The 17,712-nt window shown below is 37.0% G+C and carries 16 protein-coding genes and 8 tRNA genes; 7 read left to right on the forward strand and 17 right to left on the reverse strand.

The window, feature by feature from the left end:
* Nucleotides 1-271 (forward strand): YrhK family protein (locus tag COD11_RS23680; RefSeq protein WP_218012755.1); only part of this gene is annotated, 271 nt, incomplete at its 5' end.
* Nucleotides 272-857: 586 nt separating this feature from the next.
* Here COD11_RS23680 and COD11_RS23685 read toward each other — a convergent pair.
* From COD11_RS23685 to COD11_RS23705, 5 genes are all read right to left on the reverse strand, one after another.
* The gene (locus COD11_RS23685; protein WP_098799369.1) at nucleotides 858-2,021 is read right to left on the reverse strand and encodes a hypothetical protein; all 1,164 of its coding nucleotides are present in this window, start codon (nucleotides 2,019-2,021) and stop codon (nucleotides 858-860) included.
* Nucleotides 2,022-2,548: 527 nt separating this feature from the next.
* Nucleotides 2,549-3,124: a recombinase family protein gene (locus tag COD11_RS23690; protein ID WP_098799370.1), complete on the reverse strand. Its 576-nt coding sequence runs from the start codon at nucleotides 3,122-3,124 to the stop codon at nucleotides 2,549-2,551.
* A gap of 233 nt (nucleotides 3,125-3,357) precedes the next feature.
* The gene (locus COD11_RS23695) at nucleotides 3,358-4,209 is read right to left on the reverse strand and encodes an alpha/beta fold hydrolase (protein ID WP_098799371.1); all 852 of its coding nucleotides are present in this window, start codon (nucleotides 4,207-4,209) and stop codon (nucleotides 3,358-3,360) included.
* Between the two features lie 69 nt (nucleotides 4,210-4,278).
* On the reverse strand, nucleotides 4,279-5,253 hold the full coding sequence (locus COD11_RS23700; protein WP_098799372.1) for a tyrosine-type recombinase/integrase: 975 nt from the start codon (nucleotides 5,251-5,253) through the stop codon (nucleotides 4,279-4,281).
* Between the two features lie 147 nt (nucleotides 5,254-5,400).
* Nucleotides 5,401-5,482: transfer RNA gene (locus tag COD11_RS23705), tRNA-Leu, on the reverse strand.
* A 270-nt stretch (nucleotides 5,483-5,752) separates the two neighbouring features.
* Here COD11_RS23705 and COD11_RS23710 point away from each other — a divergent pair.
* The 3 genes from COD11_RS23710 to COD11_RS23720 all read left to right on the forward strand — a co-directional run bounded on the left by COD11_RS23710 (nucleotide 5,753) and on the right by COD11_RS23720 (nucleotide 8,795).
* Entirely contained in the window at nucleotides 5,753-7,285 is a 1,533-nt protein-coding gene (locus COD11_RS23710; RefSeq protein ID WP_098799384.1) for a PDDEXK family nuclease, read from the forward strand.
* 87 nt (nucleotides 7,286-7,372) lie between these two features.
* A complete protein-coding gene (locus COD11_RS23715) occupies nucleotides 7,373-8,539 on the forward strand; it encodes a DNA cytosine methyltransferase (RefSeq protein WP_098799373.1) in 1,167 nt (388 codons plus the stop codon).
* A 100-nt stretch (nucleotides 8,540-8,639) separates the two neighbouring features.
* Nucleotides 8,640-8,795, forward strand: coding sequence for a hypothetical protein (locus COD11_RS23720; RefSeq protein WP_255301694.1), 156 nt, complete (start codon nucleotides 8,640-8,642; stop codon nucleotides 8,793-8,795).
* A 295-nt stretch (nucleotides 8,796-9,090) separates the two neighbouring features.
* Here COD11_RS23720 and COD11_RS23725 read toward each other — a convergent pair whose 3' ends face one another.
* From COD11_RS23725 to radC, 4 genes are all read right to left on the reverse strand, one after another.
* Nucleotides 9,091-9,936, reverse strand: coding sequence for an AraC family transcriptional regulator (locus tag COD11_RS23725; RefSeq protein ID WP_098799374.1), 846 nt, complete (start codon nucleotides 9,934-9,936; stop codon nucleotides 9,091-9,093).
* A gap of 269 nt (nucleotides 9,937-10,205) precedes the next feature.
* Nucleotides 10,206-10,415, reverse strand: a complete 210-nt coding sequence (locus COD11_RS23730) for a hypothetical protein (protein WP_098799375.1) — start codon at nucleotides 10,413-10,415, stop codon at nucleotides 10,206-10,208.
* The gene (locus COD11_RS23735; protein WP_098799376.1) at nucleotides 10,412-11,026 is read right to left on the reverse strand and encodes a recombinase family protein; all 615 of its coding nucleotides are present in this window, start codon (nucleotides 11,024-11,026) and stop codon (nucleotides 10,412-10,414) included. The genes COD11_RS23730 and COD11_RS23735 overlap by 4 nt, the downstream gene beginning before the upstream one ends.
* Nucleotides 11,027-11,229: 203 nt before the next feature.
* Nucleotides 11,230-11,838 (reverse strand): RadC family protein, encoded by a 609-nt coding sequence (radC, locus tag COD11_RS23740; RefSeq protein WP_098799377.1) that lies wholly within the window; start codon nucleotides 11,836-11,838, stop codon nucleotides 11,230-11,232.
* Nucleotides 11,839-12,357: 519 nt separating this feature from the next.
* Between radC and COD11_RS28090 the strand changes: the two genes are divergently transcribed.
* From COD11_RS28090 to COD11_RS23760, 3 genes are all read left to right on the forward strand, one after another.
* Nucleotides 12,358-12,615 (forward strand): helix-turn-helix domain-containing protein, encoded by a 258-nt coding sequence (locus tag COD11_RS28090; RefSeq protein WP_369689300.1) that lies wholly within the window; start codon nucleotides 12,358-12,360, stop codon nucleotides 12,613-12,615.
* Between the two features lie 848 nt (nucleotides 12,616-13,463).
* Nucleotides 13,464-14,366, forward strand: coding sequence for a helix-turn-helix domain-containing protein (locus COD11_RS23755; protein ID WP_098799380.1), 903 nt, complete (start codon nucleotides 13,464-13,466; stop codon nucleotides 14,364-14,366).
* 618 nt (nucleotides 14,367-14,984) lie between these two features.
* On the forward strand, nucleotides 14,985-15,629 hold the full coding sequence (locus COD11_RS23760) for a hypothetical protein (protein ID WP_098799381.1): 645 nt from the start codon (nucleotides 14,985-14,987) through the stop codon (nucleotides 15,627-15,629).
* Between the two features lie 71 nt (nucleotides 15,630-15,700).
* Here the strand turns inward: COD11_RS23760 and COD11_RS23765 are convergent, their stop codons facing one another.
* The 8 genes from COD11_RS23765 to COD11_RS23800 all read right to left on the reverse strand — a co-directional run bounded on the left by COD11_RS23765 (nucleotide 15,701) and on the right by COD11_RS23800 (nucleotide 17,690).
* Nucleotides 15,701-16,663 carry a tyrosine-type recombinase/integrase gene (locus COD11_RS23765; RefSeq protein ID WP_098799382.1) on the reverse strand — a complete coding sequence of 321 codons (963 nt, stop codon included), beginning with the start codon at nucleotides 16,661-16,663 and terminating at the stop codon, nucleotides 15,701-15,703.
* 141 nt (nucleotides 16,664-16,804) lie between these two features.
* Nucleotides 16,805-16,890 (reverse strand) — tRNA-Leu (locus tag COD11_RS23770).
* A 108-nt stretch (nucleotides 16,891-16,998) separates the two neighbouring features.
* A tRNA-Leu gene (locus COD11_RS23775) sits at nucleotides 16,999-17,087 on the reverse strand.
* Nucleotides 17,088-17,102: 15 nt separating this feature from the next.
* Nucleotides 17,103-17,176 (reverse strand) — tRNA-Cys (locus tag COD11_RS23780).
* A 14-nt stretch (nucleotides 17,177-17,190) separates the two neighbouring features.
* Nucleotides 17,191-17,262 (reverse strand) — tRNA-Gly (locus COD11_RS23785).
* 60 nt (nucleotides 17,263-17,322) lie between these two features.
* A tRNA-Gln gene (locus COD11_RS23790) sits at nucleotides 17,323-17,397 on the reverse strand.
* Nucleotides 17,398-17,523: 126 nt separating this feature from the next.
* Nucleotides 17,524-17,599: transfer RNA gene (locus COD11_RS23795), tRNA-His, on the reverse strand.
* A 17-nt stretch (nucleotides 17,600-17,616) separates the two neighbouring features.
* Nucleotides 17,617-17,690 (reverse strand) — tRNA-Trp (locus tag COD11_RS23800).
* Nucleotides 17,691-17,712: the final 22 nt, after the last annotated feature.

Below are 17,712 nucleotides of genomic sequence, written 5' to 3' on the forward strand. Positions count from 1 at the left end.
ATTAATATTGACAAAAACAAATAAACCTAATTACATTGATATACAAATTGGCCATCATGAAATTATTATTAACGAACGCTATGAATTTTTCTATAACCTTAATGATGTGTTTATCGCCCTATGCTTTCTGGTTGGAAGTGTGCTCTTTCTTTGGGATTCCTTTGAAACATATGCTATTTGGATGTTTATCGTGGGTAGTGGACTATTCTTAATTAGACCTATGATTAAATTCATCAAACGATTTCACTTGAAAAAGGTTCGTAATAACTGAGTATTAGTTATAGGACTAGATCATTATATTTTGTAATGATCATTAACATATTTGGATGGAAGCAGCTATGTTTGGTTATTGTTCTTTGACAATCTTGTTCCCTCTTTAACAGCACAAAAAAGACAAGACGTTATTCATTGTCTTGTCTTTTACTATTGTATTAAGTAATGATTGTGTTTTGATACCAGTGGTCGGGGTCGAACCGACACTCCCGAAGGAACACGATTTTGAGTCGTGCTTGAACGTCTGAACCCTTTAACCATTGGTATTATGCTATTTATCAACCATTTCTTAAAATCATGTCATACGACCTGTCAATTTATGTTCCTATTATATCATAACGTGTTAGAAAAAACGCACGTTAAAATACTGTTAATAAAGAGTATTTTCTCATGTTTCATACGGTGGTGTTTTTAACACTGATTGCAGGAGTGGAAGTGCTATAACGCTTTAATAAAACCCACTTGCTTTATTTGGTTATAAGCACCCCGATGGCTCCTTGAATTGCTTCGTGTTTGAAATACTTGAGTAACGTTATATATGTTTTTTGTGTTTGTATATAAGGTTAATCAAAAATTCCAAAACCCTATAAATTGCTTTTACTTTCTTCTTCGTCTAAAACATCCTGAATGGTTTTAAGCGATTCTTTGTAGTTAGTAGCATATGTTTTACCGAATTTTTCTTGTTTAATTCCATCATTTAATAATTCATCTATAAGAATGGAATCATAAGCTGTTAATGTTCCTTTTAAAACATCTGACTTCTTTTTACCTCCAAGTAATTTATGGAGTTTATGATTGTCTTTAACTCTAACAATATCATTAAAGAATGAATTTTCTCTTGCCACGGCTTTTTGGTAAGCAAATGCTAAATGTTCCTTTTTGAAATCAGTTACAAGTGAATCTTTCATATAGTTCTGAATCTCTTTATCTGTTGCAATTAAATCAATGTAAACAGCATCATACACATATTCATAACCAAATGACTGGAGAAAGTTATATTCATCTTCTTTATAAGCAACAACAGCAGGACTTTTAGGCTTATATCTAATGTCTGTGATTGTTACTTCATGTTTACCACGTAACTTCCTTTTCATCATGTCAATCTTATTAACTTCAATATATGTAATTGGATTATGGATTTCACGACCAAATTTATCAAGACTAACAGCATTCACAACATCCATATGTCTAATGATTCCCTTTTCCTTCATATCGTTTAATACCGATTCAACATTTCTTATGATTCTTTGAGATTCTTTACTAACATTATCCCAAAATACTGCGAATCCTTGTTTTTTATACTTTGCATCTAAATTCTTGTAATAGTTCTTTTGTTCTTCAGCAGTTACCATATTAGATGAGGAGAATAATACATCTGACATAATCTCTAAATCATGTGCTAATACTCTATAAGTTGTAGAAGGTTTTCTATTTTTCTCATTCAAGTGAATTAAGATTAAATTTTGAATGATTTCCTTATATGGCATCTGCTCTCTATTACCACAATTAGAATAGTTGTAAATTTCTTTATCATTTAGGACTTCATGTCTTTCTTTACCACAAGTAATAATTTTATCAACTCCCCGACCTTTAACGGTTATTGAATCAAGTTCATAGAATTTACTTGCTTTTTTAATAACACTATCTAATGTTCTTTTATTGACATTTCCTTTTCCTTTAACTAATGATTCTCTTTGTTTAACATCTCCAAATTCATTAATAAACTCTGCTAGCGTAAATTGTTTCATTAAAAATTCTCCTTTAAATTTTTCAAACTGTGCAGACTTTGGGTATTAATATTAAGTTGTATATACTAATCAAAGTTTGCACTGTTTTTGATTTCCAAAAACATTAACCAACATCTAAGTATTTCCAGCGACTTTGGTACTTTGGTCGCAACAATGCGAAATCTGCGACAGCAGTTTTGTATTGCTGGTCAAAGTACATAACCAACTATTTATTATGTATGTATATTTTTCAAATTGCCCTTTTACTTTAAAACATTCCCTCACCTCCAAAAAAATTAAACAGATTGATTCTAAAAACTTCAATCTGTCAACTATTTATTCTTTTATTATAGCATTTTTTTGTGCATTTGTCGAATTTTTATCTTACGATACTATTGACTTAAACCAATAAATATGATAATAAGAAAAATCGCTCTATTAAGGACATTTTTTAATTTAGCCATTTTTATAAGACCCGATCCAAAAGTATGTCATTAGAGCGATTTTTGTTTGTTCTTTGATAAAACAACACTTTTATTAAAAAGTTTTTAACTTGCATCATATTCTTCTATCATCTTGTACAACGTTGTTCTGCTAACTCCTAATTCATTGGCAAACTGTGTTTTGTTGATTTTACGTGCCATGTATTTCTCATATAATTCCTTGAATTTCTCGTCTATTTCAATTGCCTTTCTTCCCTTGTACTTGCCATTTGCTTTTGCGATTGCAATTCCTTCACGTTGGCGTTCCAGCATATTCATTCTTTCAAATTCATTTATTGCCCCTAACATTGTAAGCATTAGTTTTCCCTGTGGCGTTGAAGTATCAATATTTTCTTTTAGAGAAATCAAAGTAACATTCTTTTCTTGCATTAACTCCACTAATTCAAGTAAATCCTTTGTACTCCTAGCAAGCCGTGAAAAGTCATTAATGATAATGGTATCCCCTTCACGCATATAGTCTAGCATGGCTTGTAATTGTGGTCTTTTCGTATCTTTTCCACTTACTTTCTCAATAAACCATTTGTCAATACTGGCTCTTTCTTCAATTGCTTTTACCTGTCTTTGTTCATTTTGTTCGACTGTTGATACCCTGACATAACTTATAAATTTTCCTTTGCTCATTTTGAACGCCCCTTATTTGTTGTTATGTATATTTTACCAATATGTTCATTTAAAGTCTATAACTTAATGTACATTTTGTCCAAAAATTACATAAATAACTTTATTTGAACATAAATAAGGAGCAATAAATTTGTTCATTTAGGTCATGGTCTATTTTAACAAGTATAAAAACCTACATATCTTTGATAAAAAGAAAAGACCACAATGTGGTCAATGATTATCGTATATTCAGGTCAAATACCCTTAGCAAAAAATTGGTTAGTAATCTTAATCATTTCATTAGGTTTTTCCAAAACAGTCCAATGTCCACACTCTGCAATTTCCACTAATTCTGCATGAGGAATATAATCTAACAACAATTTTTTTATAAGATTAGGAGTTAGAATATCATGGCTACCTTGTGCAATTAAAATGGGAATATTTTTAATCACATCTAATTGCTCGGTAAGGTCATAATTATCCAAAATATCTTTACTTATTGAATCATTGACGCTTGTATTTATAGAAATTTTATCTTTTTGCATTAATGCTTCTTCTGAATACACATAATATTTATCTAAAATAGCGAGAATCTCCTCAATATTTGAATCACCGTTTTTAAGTCTATTCTCTAAAGAAGAAAGGCTTATTTTATCTTCTTTTGACAACCTTTTTTCTAATTCTTCCTCAAAGGTTTTAAAACCTTCTGCTGTTACACCTATTGATGCAGTAAGGAGTATCTTATTTACTCTTTCTGGATAAGAAGTTGCGTATAGTAGTGCCAACATAGAACCCCATGATTCTCCGAAAAGGTTTATTTTCTCTAATTTTAATTCTTTGCGTAATAATTCCAATGTGTGAACTTCATCTTCCATAGAATATTGATTATTTAAGGCTGTATTTGATTCTCCACATCCTCTTTGGTCATAAAAAACTAACTTAAAGTTACAAGATAGTGGAAGCACATGTGGAAGAAAAAAGCGATGCTCACTTCCAGGTCCTCCGTGCAAGAAAACAATAGGTTCTCCTTCCCCAATAATTTTGGTATGTACACTTTGACCATCTTCATTAATTAAGTTTACTATCTCAATATTTTGATTAGACATTTATTTCCCCCCCTAAAGAAGTTCATCATTTACTTATTCTTCAATATTAATTTTTTTCCTTCCTTCACTCTACATTCTTACTTTTAGATTGACTAAGGGTGAAAACGTTCTGTGTTTATCCATTACATCATCACTAAACAGATTGACATATACTCGTACCATTTCCATACTCGTATGTCCTAATATTTGTTGTAATTCAAATATGCCTGCACCATTCTTTACGCTCAATTTTGCAAATGTATGCCTAAAAGTATGGCAGGAGCATCGAACCCCTTTTATATCTGCTTGTTTCCCGTAAAATGTCACCCTGTTCTGGAATTGCCTTTTAGACATCTTGTCACCATCAAGCGTAACAAACAAAGCATCTGTTTCCATTACTCCACGTATTTGAATATACTTCTGTAATTGATTTTTCATTTTTGCTTGAATAGGCACGATCCGCTCTTTATATGTCTTTGTATTCCTAATATGAAGTTTAGATTCGTTCCATAAAATATCTTGAACACAGACACCTTCTAATTCGCTCACACGGATGCCTGTTTCAAGCAGTAATAGCATAAAAGTGTAATCCCTCACACCAACAAAAGAACGCAAATTCGGCTGATTAAAGAGCATTTGTAGTTGTTCATGTGAAAAGGTTTCAACTACTTTTCTACGGTCTTTTAGTAGTTTGATGTCACTTAATGGATTTTCTTTAATGTGTCGTTCACGATGCAAAAAATTAAAAAATGCTCTGATGGCTCTTAAACGTGTGTTAATGCTTACTGTTTGTAATCCTTTTTCTTTCATGTGCAGGATTATACTTTTTATTTGTTCTTTCGTTATGTTGGTAGGAGCAGGGTTAAACTCTTTTTCCATAAGCATCTTGTAAAAAACCGATAATTCATTTCTGTAATATTGGATTGTTTGTGGTCTAAGATTTCTTATTTCACAATCATCAACAAATAATGAAAGAGCCGTTTGGAAATCAATCTCCTTTATCATTTTTGATGTGTTAATAACGGATAATTCCTCAATAGATAACTCGTTTGTACGCCTTGCCATATTAATTCCTCCTTGTTTATGACAGGGTATGCACACGATTTTATGAACACGATATTTTTCTAAGAATCGTATTGGAGATAAATAAAAAACGTTCCTTACAAAGTGTAAGAAACGTTGATTTCACTGCATTGATAGGCAGTGTCATGATACCAGTGGTCGGGGTCGAACCGACACTCCCGAAGGAACACGATTTTGAGTCGTGCGCGTCTGCCAATTCCGCCACACCGACGAATTAGAATTGCCTAGATGCCTTGGCACCATTAGCTTTATAAGTGATTCATGAATTCAGTAATACGCACAAAAAGTGCTGGATACGCATACGCTCATTAATTTCACCGTATATTGTGCTACTGGTATCTAATTTATCATAAACCATTTGGAGGGACAAGTGTTTTTTACTACTCACCTTATTTCTTTTAAAATATACTACTTGTTTCCTACACTTGAAGGCTCACATATGATAGATTTATTGGTATATAAATACAAAAGGGATGGTTCAATGAAGAATTACTGGTTTATTACAAGACCCAAGCGAAAACTGATAGCTGTTCCTGAAATCTTCTCAGCATTTATTGCAGGCTCTTTAAATGCCGAATGGACAGGACAAGTTGGAAAACATATAAGTTTTGAAGATGCACTAGAACAACAAGGGCTTAAAAGAAAAGGTGATAGACGTGACCAAGGTGGGAGCGGCGGAAGAACTTATGTATCTTGGTTATTTAGCCTTGGACTGTTCTTCAAAAAGGAAGGTAAAATACAACCCACTTTAGCTGGGGAAGCTCTTTTGAGTGGTGAGTCTCCAGTCGAAGTGCTAAAGCAGCAAGTAATTAAGTTTCAGTTCCCGTCACCTTATTCTATTCTCCCTGCCGTAAATATCAGTCACAGATTCAAGATAAGACCATTTCGGTTTATTTTAAGGTTACTAATGGATAATCGCATAGGATACTTAACGCAGGATGAAATAGCTAAAATCGTCATTACAGAAGCAGAAAATGAATCAGAGAAGTGCTTTCAATCTATTGTTGATAGGATAATAGCTTATCGTAATTACGGTGATTCTGCTCTACCCACTAATTTTAATGAACTTTACCCATCGAGAAGCGGTGTTCAATCTTTTGAAAAGACAGTGAGCATGCTGTCTGATGTAGCAAATACTTTTATTAATTGGATTGAATATACTCAGCTTGCAGCTAGGGATGACAAGCAACTAAAAATAGTACCTGGGCGAGAAAAGGAGATTGAAAGTATAATTGATGATTCATCCATCCTTATTCCAAGATGGGAAGATGAAGAATACTTTCAAAGACGGTATGGCATTGACCCTTGGCATCGGAAAGATACTCGTAATTTAAACCAAACTAATACCATTACTGCTCAATTAATAGCTAAAAAGATTGTTCGTACAAAGTTTTTGAGTATGGCAGCCCAATCCCCTATAACTGAAGTAGATGCGCCAATTATCGAGGAAATATACTCATCTACTGGAATCACACATTCTATCATTGAAGAAGAACTAGCAAACTTTGCTAATGGTGCTCTGGATTCATTTGAAGCCTCATATTTTGATATGGCATTAAAAGGACGTGAACAATGCAGGGAGTTTGAAATCGCAACAGTTGAACTGTTTGATAAAGCATTTGGGTTTGATACCTCTCATGTAGGCGATAAAGGGAAGCACCCTGACATACTCGCAGTTTCAGAACAATTTAGCGGTATCATTGATTCAAAAGCTTATGCTAGCTACACGATATCAAATGACCATAAGAATAGAATGACACATAACTATATCCCGCCTTACCGCAAGCAATATCCAAACTTAGATTTCTTTATGTATATAGCGGGTGGCTTTGGTCGAAATTTCGACAAACAAGTCCTATCAGTAGCTCAAGAAAGCAATTTAAATGGATGTGGCATTACAGCAAACAATATAATAAAGCTCGCAAGAAATTACAAAATAAATAATTGGACACATGATAACCTGCAACAACTCTTTACATTAAATAAGGAAATCAAACGAACAGATTTTACCTAATCAATTTTGCTGCAAATGTTTGTTCTATCATGTATAATGTAAAATATGACTTTTAATCAGGGACAAGTTCCCTTAGGAGTGTTATACATGATATTTAAAAAAGGTGAATTGTTTTGCGGACCTGGCGGCTTGTCACTAGGTGCAAAACTTGCAACGGTACACGGTCCAAATGGCGAAGTATTTAAAATAGAGCATCAATGGGCTAACGATATCGACAAATGGGCTTGTAAAACGTTTAGGCATAACATATGCCCTGACAGACCTGAATCTGTAATTGAACAGGATGTTCGTGAACTGGATATAGAATCATTGGACCCTATTGATGGATTTTCATTCGGCTTCCCTTGTAATGATTTTAGTGTTGTCGGTGAGCATAAAGGGTTTGATGGCGATTATGGTCCATTATATACATTTGGTGTGCGTGTTCTAAGAGTGCATCAACCAAAATGGTTTGTAGCAGAAAATGTTGGTGGTCTAGAAAGTGCTAATGGTGGCGAAGCTTTCTATCAAATCCTTGAAGACCTTGAAAATGAAGGATATGTTCTTACCCCTCATTTGTATAAATTCCATGAATATGGTGTTCCACAAAAGAGGCATCGTATTATAATAGTAGGAATAAGAAAAGACTTAGGGCTTGAATTCAAGGTACCTATGCCAACTCATGGAGACGGTGTTCATCCATTTGTAAGTGTAAGACAAGCATTTGAAGAAAATCCTATCCCTGAGGATGCTTTTAATAATGAAATGACCAAGCACAGCGCAAAAGTTGTAGAAATGTTAGGACATATCCCTCCTGGAGAAAACGCATGGTATGAGGGGCTTCCACAGGAATTACGCTTAAATGTTAAAGGCGCAAGACTAAGTCAAATTTATAAACGTCTTCATCCAGAATTGCCAGCCTATACAGTTACAGGAAGTGGCGGCGGTGGTACTCACATGTACCATTATGATGAGCCAAGAGCGCTGACTAATCGTGAGAGAGCACGCTTGCAAACTTTTCCTGATGATTATGAATTCATTGGTCCAAAAGAACAAGTAAGAAAACAAATAGGAATGGCTGTCCCTACCCTTGGCGCAAAAGTCATCTTTGAAGCAATCCTTAAAACATTTGCAGGAATCGAATATCCAGCTATTGAGCCAAAATGGAAGCTTGCTATCGAAGAAGCCAAACAAAAGCGTAAAGCAAGCAAGAAAAATTCAGTCAAAGCTACTAAGGCCAAAAAAGAAAGTGAACAACTAACAAGTAATGTATAATCAAACGCAGCAGGAATCTTCTCTTGCTGCTTCTTTTTATAAATTGAAAATGATAGTTAGGGTGATTCTAGTGATTTGTAAGTGTGGTGGAGTTTTATCAGTGATACGGATTGAGAAGTATCCTGACAAGATTAAGGACAAAATCAACTATGAACGGTTGTGTGATGTAGAATGTCTTTCTTGTGGTCAAACTTACTATAGCCAACCATACGATTTTGGAAAAGCAATTAATAAGGTGAGAAAGATTACAGATTAGGAAGAATAGTATCTACTCCCTCCTAGATGGAACGGCGAATGCTATTTGTAAACAAAGTGCTCACATGCTAAAAAAAGCCCTTGAACCATTGGTATATATACATTCATGGCTAAAAGGCTTTTTTTTTATGCTGTTGCTGGTGTAACTAGCGAAAATCAGCGAATTTATATAGTGTCTGTCTTTCTATCCAAAAAGCTCCCGTTACTTTAATTATTTGATTTCACTCGATTAATTTTTGGAATATTTAAAGGTGACCTATTACCTTACACTCCTTAATATTCTAAAAAATATGTAGTTATTTAGGGACAACTGGAACCCAAAGTTCATGTCTGGGTTTATGTTTTGGTGGGTAATAGCATTCAATACATGGAAAGTTAGCAAGCTCGTAACCAGAAGTAGGGAGCCAATCAGAATACAAACGTTTCCACGCTTCTACTATATTTGGTATAACCGCCCATGTGCTGTGGCTTATCGTAATGCATTCCATATTACTTGGAACATCTCCGTCGTACCGAATACCCATAAAGTAAGTAAATTCTTCATCCATAATAGCTGCTTCTTTTCCACAAACGCCTAACAGGCTTTCAAGAGTACATTTTGGATTTTCCCATGACATATCAATTAGTCTTTGCATATATCCATCTTTTTTAGCATTATTCCAAAGTGTTGGAATGGTTTTAAATGCTTTACTTGTCTTTACTGGTTTACCTGTACCTATTATTCTTAATTCAAAATCTAAATCCTCAATCCTGTACTCCATTTCAGTGTCTCCTTTTATAGAAATTTGAAAAGAGATTTTTGGAAAGGCTTTTAATTGCGTCCCTTTATTGCGAGCATCTGAGGGTTTTAATCCAAGCGTCTTTTGAAAGGCACGTGAAAATGAGTCGGCGGAATCATATCCATATTTTATTGCTAGGTCAAGAATTCTTATATTGCTTTTTTGTAATTCAAAAGCAGCAAGTGTTAATCGCCTACGTCTTATATATTCTGAGAGTGATATGCCTGATAACGCTGAAAACATCCTTGGAAAATGATATTCCGAACATGTAGCGGCTTGTGCTATTTTCTTGTAATCTATCTCGGTTTCAAGGTTATCCTCAATGTACTCCAATGCTCTGTTCATTCTCTCTAGCCAATCCATTTTTTAACTCCTTTCGTTATCTAATTTAATTGAAAAAGGCGGGCTTCATCCGACATTTCACGCACAAAGATGTCGGGTATTTCAATTACAAGTTAAAGTAGCTTGTATTCATTTTCATTTAGAAAATTTCAACCTGTACTAAACACCCGTTTATTTAAATGATTACTTTCATATTTCCTATGCTTATTTTAGCAGAAAAGTTAATTCATTTATCAAAAAAAGCACACAGATATCGGAAGTACCGTGTGCTTTCTACATTTTTATTGCTATTAAAGGGAACGGCTTAGACTGATTTTCCTATACATGGCTATAATGGACTTATTTCTCCTCTCCCATTCTTCATTTCTTGTTGCTGGTACTTTGTATGTTCCTTCCATTTCATCCATTAAATCAGCTAACTTGCGGCTTCTGTACGGCTCTTTTGCCGCTCCGTGGATGATTTCCTCATAATCATTATTAATTTGGCTTAAAGTCCTCATGCTCCTTGCTCCTCTGCTTCGAGTTCCTTTACCAGCTTGTAAAAGGTAGTGCGCTTCATTCCAGCATCCTCTATGGCAGCGGTGGCGGTGATTTCTCCTGCTTTCCATCTTTTATATGATTCGTAAAATTCATCTGTCGGTTCTGCTTTAGGTCTGCCAAATTGAACACCTTTCTTTAAAGCAACATCTATTCCTTCTCGTTGCCTCTTTCGTATGCGCTCCCTTTCTTCTTGTGCCATCCAAGACAATATTTGTAGTACCAGGTCGGAAATGAAACTACCCATACTGTCCTTGTATTTGGTTGTATCCAGCAGCGGCATATCCAGCACAACTATATCTGCTTTAATCTTCTTGGTGATTTCCTGCCATTCATTCAGGATTTCATCTTTGTTCCTGCCGAAACGGTCAAGGGAATGTATATACAGAATATCTCCTTCACGCAATGACCTTTTCATGAGTTGATAGTCATTGCGCTCGAAATCCTTACCTGATTGTTTATCAATGAATATGTCCCTTTCCTCAATGCCTTGTTCCTTCATAGATGCAATTTGTCTGCCTTCGTTCTGGTCTTTACTGCTTACTCGGACATAGCCAAATTTCTTTGTATGCATTTTGCTTCTCTTCCCTTCGTCTGATTTATTAATGAATGTTCGTATATGTCCCTATATCTTGCCGAATATCTGTAAAGGGTTTTTGAACATTAACGAACAAGAAATACACAGTTAATCAGTTCATCTTTGACTATTTGTAAAAGTACACTTAAATGAACAAGCAAAAAGGGGACAAACCCATTCAGGTAGTCCCCCAGCATTGCTTACAGGTATCCTTTTTCCTTTAAGCTGATGTATTTTTCATGTCCGACTATGATATGGTCGAGAACTTCAATCCCGACCACTTTCCCCACCTCTACAAGCCGCTTGGTGACTTCTATGTCTTCTCTTGAAGGTTCTGGCTGCCCGCTTGGGTGGTTGTGCGCTACGATAGCACTGGCGCAGCATCTCTTAATTAACGGTAAGAAAGTCTCACGAGGGTGAACGATTGACGCATTCAATGAGCCTGTAAAAATGGTTTGTCTAAACATTATCTCGTTCTTGGTATTCAGTCCTAAGCAAACGAATTCTTCTCTTTTGAGGTACTGCATATCTTTCAGGTAATCGTAAGCGTCCTGTGGTGAACGGATAGCGTATCTTTCTTCTGCTGTACTAGGATTTAGCCTCGCTAGCTTTAACGCAGCAATAATTTGTTGAGCTTTTACTCTACCGATACCTTTAATGGACAGCAGCTCTTCCTCAGTAACATCCAATAGCTCCTGAATTGATGGAAAGCGGCTGAAAATCTCACTTACAATGTAGCTGTTATCCTTTTCACGAATAGTAGTAGCCAGCAATAGTTTAAAAGTAAATTTATCGAATTGAGTTGTCATTATGAATTCCTCCAATTAATTGAAATAAAAAAAGGAGAGACGTTCATTCGTCTCTCCCATTGATTGATTATTAAGTTTGTTTTCTGTATGATGTAGATAGTTGATATTTATTTGATGAGTCCGTTCCAGCGGCTCATCTTTTTTTGTGCAATTAAATAACCCTCGAATGCAAAACGCACTCCAAGGGCTTCATGTAATGCTATTTAAAGCTAACATATGCTATCCTCCTTCGTTGCTATTTCATAGGTACTTCACATACAATTCACCTCCTTTAATATTTGCTACATTACTTTTGCTTTGTAAGCATCACCTCCTTTCAATTTCATTAAAATATTTCTAAAAAGTTGAAGAAATCTATTGCTATCATGGCATCAAATGGTTAAGTTACAAGTGTTCAAGGTATTATGACGAGGTTGCCCCTCGGTTCCTCTCTAGCCGTCTCCAGCAGGCGGCTTTCCCTAACAAATAATCGTTAAAAGGATGATAAATATGATTACTCCAGAAATGCGTGAAATGCTTATGCAGTCACTGGACCTTAAACAGGTCTTAGTGCATTGTGATGGTTTGCCTTTACACCGTTGCATAAAGATTAAGCGAGTACATGACAATTTCAATCAAACAGAGCTTGCTGCCATTCTTGGCATGGGTGTTTCAACTCTATCTGAGGTTGAGAGCGGCAAACGTAAAGTCCCTTACAAGTACCGTCAAAGGGTAGATAACTACCTGTACCATGAGATGTACGAAGATAAACAGTTTGTAGGAGAAGTAGAGCAATAATGACTAGTTGCCCAATCTTGGCACATATAGAAAGGATGATAGACAATGACTGACCATAAGCAGATAATTGAACGACTAAAGCAACAAAACATGAATCCAGACCTGCCTGAAAGCCAACGTGCCGCAAATGAACACCGCATAACATGGCTTGAAATACTCCATAGGGAAAAGCCTTCAAAGACAAAGACCGTCTATTACGACGCCGTACAGCAACGTCTGGCACATGGGTACTCCGTTAGTCCTGCGTCCTTGCTGCATGATTAAGGGTTTTCACTTCTAATTGAGGCGTGCTTGGAAGGCTGGGTTTGGGCAAAGCCCAAGGTCTTAAATGGGCAAGAAGTGTTCCCAGCCGCCTTCTCTACCCTTTCACTGCTACACTAGAAAACCGATGAACACTCCCATTAACTTCTAATTGAGTATGTGTCATCGGCACCAATTGCCTTAGCAGTGAAAGTGGCTTTGTCAACGACTTGGGTTTTAGCGTTCTTTGCTAAAAGCTTGTGAAGCGATAGCGGAACAATCGTTTACTAAGACATGGGATGGGCTTCTCTTATGGCTTTTATGGTTTCGGCGTGTGGACTGAATAAAGTGACACTCGCTATCCATGGGGCAGGGCGGTAAGCCGACGGCAGCCGAAGGTCTATTATAGGGTCGTCATAATAGAAGCTCCTTATAGACCCCCCGTGGGCATGAAACTCCATCGGAACCATTCATAGCTACATTATTGCTCACAGAAATCTGAGCTATTTTTTTGCCTATATAGTGAATTTATTTCTACTTTATGCATAAAATTTGTCGAAGCTTAATATAAATAATCAAATATACTGTTATAAAGGGGAACTATAGAAATGAGTAAGTCAAAACCTTACAAAATTATGAAAAGTATTGCGAACGGCACTATATCTCCTGAACTAGGACATGCTCTGTTTTCTATGGAGTATAAATACACTAGCAAGAAGCAAGTAAAGGGGCTGCAGAAGAAAGTTGCGCTGGAGCATTACAGACAGCAACAGAAAAATCGCCAGTTCATCATCTGTATTCATGATGGAATACGTGAAGTAGCTAGCAAATTAACCACTACACAAGCAGGGGCATTAATGAGACTTCTTCCTTATATGCAATTCAAAAAAGATAATCTGCTAGTTCTGAACGGTGAGCCAATGACGTTAGCTACTATGGCTAAATTGATTGGTAAGTCAGAGAGAACTACACGAGGAATCATCAAAGTGTTGATTGAGGTAGGCGCTCTTACAAACGAAGGTAACAATCGCTCACCTAAGTACGTGGTGAATCCAAAATGCCACATCATGGGTGAGATAGGGAACATGGGAGACTTTACCCGCCTTTACAAGAAAGAGGGCAAACACTTGATGAATCTACTTAACATACAAGAGCAGGGTTTTATCTACAAGTTGATACCTTTCATCAACTTTGAAACATCTTGGTTGGCAGAGAATCCTAGGGAGCTAAATGGTGAGGAAGTTATCCCACTGACTAAGGCAAGAATAGCTGAACTCATGGATGAGTCCATTGATACGGTAAGCAGACATATAAAAAAGATGTGGAAGGTGGGCGTGGTTGACATTTATAGTAGCCATGGAAAAGAAGGTTACTTATTCAACCCAGACTTACTACACAGAGGTCACAACAATAACGGCTATTACGCAGCCAAAAGCTTATTCAGAAACAGCCTAGTAAAACAGGAAGAGTATCAACGGCACCTATTTAAGAAGTCAGGTCTTTTAAAGTAGCTCTAATGGATGAACAAATGCCACAGTAGGAAACATGTCACCCACCACTGCGGCTCACAAATCCATTATTCTTGGATAAACAACTGCGTGGTAGTAACAACCCACCACAAACCTTATGGGTGAATGATACCTTAACTGCATCCAAGAAGTGCAAGATGATAGATACCTTCACCTTTTATTAGGCTAGATGGATATCACCGCTCACTTCGTTCTCGGCTCACCATCATGTATCCATGCATTGTCTAATGGAAGGCCGCTAATCATCCATTGATAACCTTCGGTAAATGGCATTTCGCTAAACGCTCATGCTTACTGTCCCTGCCACGCAGCTACCTTTTGGGTGGGGGTATTTCTTTTACTTTAAAACCTCTCTAAAGGCAGACGGTGCTGGAATGGTAGTTTATAAATGCTGGGTGCAAACATAAGAATAAGAGAACATAATCTTCATAACTACCCTCTATCCATTGGTATAGTTAGGATTACTTCAATTTTAAATGCGGCAACTTTTGCATTATTATTGTTAATTATGCGGCAGTATTTGCCGTCATTATCAAACTTATTGCCTATTTCTACATATGAAAACATTGCATGAATCATCAGAGAAAAGAGGGAATCCACATGATTAATTTAACTAAGGGACTTCCAATATCATCACAAGATATTATTATAGCATTAGCGGCGGAATCCCCAACTTTTATCAACGAAATAAACAGCAAAGTTGAGTTCGCCTCTGGCTTTCCTAATATGATGTACACGTTATGGGGATATATTTGTACTTACAGAAGATTTCCAACACAAAGTGCCTTTGTATCATTCTACCTGCTGGTTCAGCAGGAAGCATTAAAAGGATATGATGAGACAGCCGTTACAGCCCGCCTGCTCCGCTCTTATCCTTCTCTAGCACGAGAGATTCACTTCTTTCAGCTAGTAAAAGAATCATATGTATTTAACGATGTATCTTACTGCTCTTATGATGACGTAGAGGGTGGAATTGACTTTAAGGTAATGCTGGGCGGCAATACATATAACATTTTATGCTATGTAGAGACTCCCCGAGCTTTATTGTTTCGCAAAAAGAAGAACTTTCGTCATAAGAACCCCATAGCAAATGCCATTGATATGCCACTAGACCTTTCTAAAGGAAAGAAAGTCGGTAACTGGATTGTATATGACAAGGCACAGGTGGACTTACTCCTAAACAAAGTAATCAATTATGCCTGGATGCATTACGAGCAGCATCCATTAGAATTACTGTCCAGCTAAATAGAAAAATCCCATGCTATATTTGAAAAAGCCACCTGAAAAATAACACTCATCAGATGGCTTTTCTACTTTTATCTCTTTATAATGCTTTCAACTGGTGAATACTTGCGATGCATCTTTTGTAAGTCACTTCCCCATAAGGAAACATAGTGCCTACACATTTCCAATGATGAATGACCAAGTAGCTGCTGCAAAGAGAAGATGTCTCCTCCCTGCGTAATGTAAAGCTTTGCGCAAGTATGACGGAAGGTGTGCGGGCTTACCCTCTTATTAATCCTTGCACGCTCTCCATACAGCTTTAAACGGTCTTGTAAGGTCTTCCTAGCTAATGGTTTATTATCTTGGGAAACCCATAAATAATCATGATGCACTTCACCCCTTATCTTTAAATATCGTCTTAGCTGTTCCCTAGTGGTCGCCTGAAACATAACGTCTCTTTCCTTGTTACCCTTTCCTACTACAAAGATTTTGCCACCATCAATTGAAACATCTGTGACTTTTATATTAATTAGTTCAGACAATCTTATACCAGTATCCAGTAGAACAAGCATTATTGTATAATCCCTGAATCCTACGAATTCCTGTTTGATTGGCTGACTAAGTAGCTCTTGAATTTCATCCTCTGTAAATGGTTTTATTTTCTCTATTTTCCCCTTCTGCTTAACCAATCTTTCTGCTGGATTGGACGCAATGAATGACTCGTTATACAAAAAAGAATAAAGTTGCTTCATTGTTCGGATACGGTGATTAACAGTCGTTGGATTATTATTAAGCTTTTCTGTACAGTAAAACACCACATCTTTAAGCATTTCTTCGGTCGCATCAATAGGACTAAGTGAATGCCCCAAATCTAAAAAGGCTCGTTTAATTACAGTTATATTTTCCTTGTACCATCTCTTGGTATGGAACGAAAGATTCCTCATTACCATGTCTTTAAAGAATTGCCCTACACAGTAATCAAAGTCCTCTCCACCATCCTTCAAGAATACTTCATTGCTTTCAATTGCTTCAATTTTACCTCTTCTTTTTGCCATGCTGATTCACTCCTTAAATTAGAAATTGAATGCAGCACAATATTCTTACGCACACGATTCCAGCACACGACACACAACAAAAAAGGATTGCGTGCTCAGCTATAAAAACTGAACTCACAATCCTTTATAAAGACTATGTAATGGTACCTGAGGTGGGACTTGAACCCACACGCCCGTAAAGGCATCGGATTTTGAGTCCGACGTGTCTGCCATTCCACCACTCAGGCAAATTGCAATTTTTGATGTGAAGAACCGACACTCCCGAAGGAACACGATTTTGAGTCGTGCGCGTCTGCCAATTCCGCCACACTGGCAAAGGATTAAGTCCACAATAATGGTGCCGAGGACCGGAATCGAACCGGTACGGTAGTCACCTACCGCAGGATTTTAAGTCCTGTGCGTCTGCCAGTTCCGCCACCCCGGCAAGGGTGTTAAAAAATGGAGGCGGCAACCGGATTTGAACCGGTGATAAAGGTTTTGCAGACCTCTGCCTTACCACTTGGCTATGCCGCCATCACTAAAACTAAAGCGGAAGACGGGATTCGAACCCGCGACCCCCACCTTGGCAAGGTGGTGTTCTACCACTGAACTACTTCCGCATCTTACTTTATCTATATGGTTTAGCCTATGCAATAGAACTAAAAAGTGTTAATAAAAAGTGGCTGGGCTAGCTGGATTCGAACCAACGCATGTCGCAGTCAAAGTGCGATGCCTTACCGCTTGGCTATAGCCCACTGAATTAGCTTCAAGAATAGGCTTCCTTGAATATGCTACATAAATCATAATCGCGAAATATCGTCGACATCCATGTGCTTTTCTGCATTTATAATTACTAAGCAATCATGTCTGATATATATAAATGGGGCGACTGATGGGAATCGAACCCACGAATGTCGGAACCACAATCCGATGCGTTAACCACTTCGCCACAATCGCCATCAAGTTTTTATAATTGGCAGGGGCAGTAGGAATCGAACCCACACCAAAGGTTTTGGAGACCTCTATTCTACCGTTAAACTATGCCCCTATAAATGGTGGAGGGGGGCAGA

Source organism: Bacillus sp. AFS040349 (genome assembly GCF_002577655.1).
Lineage (GTDB): Bacteria > Bacillota > Bacilli > Bacillales > Bacillaceae > Metabacillus.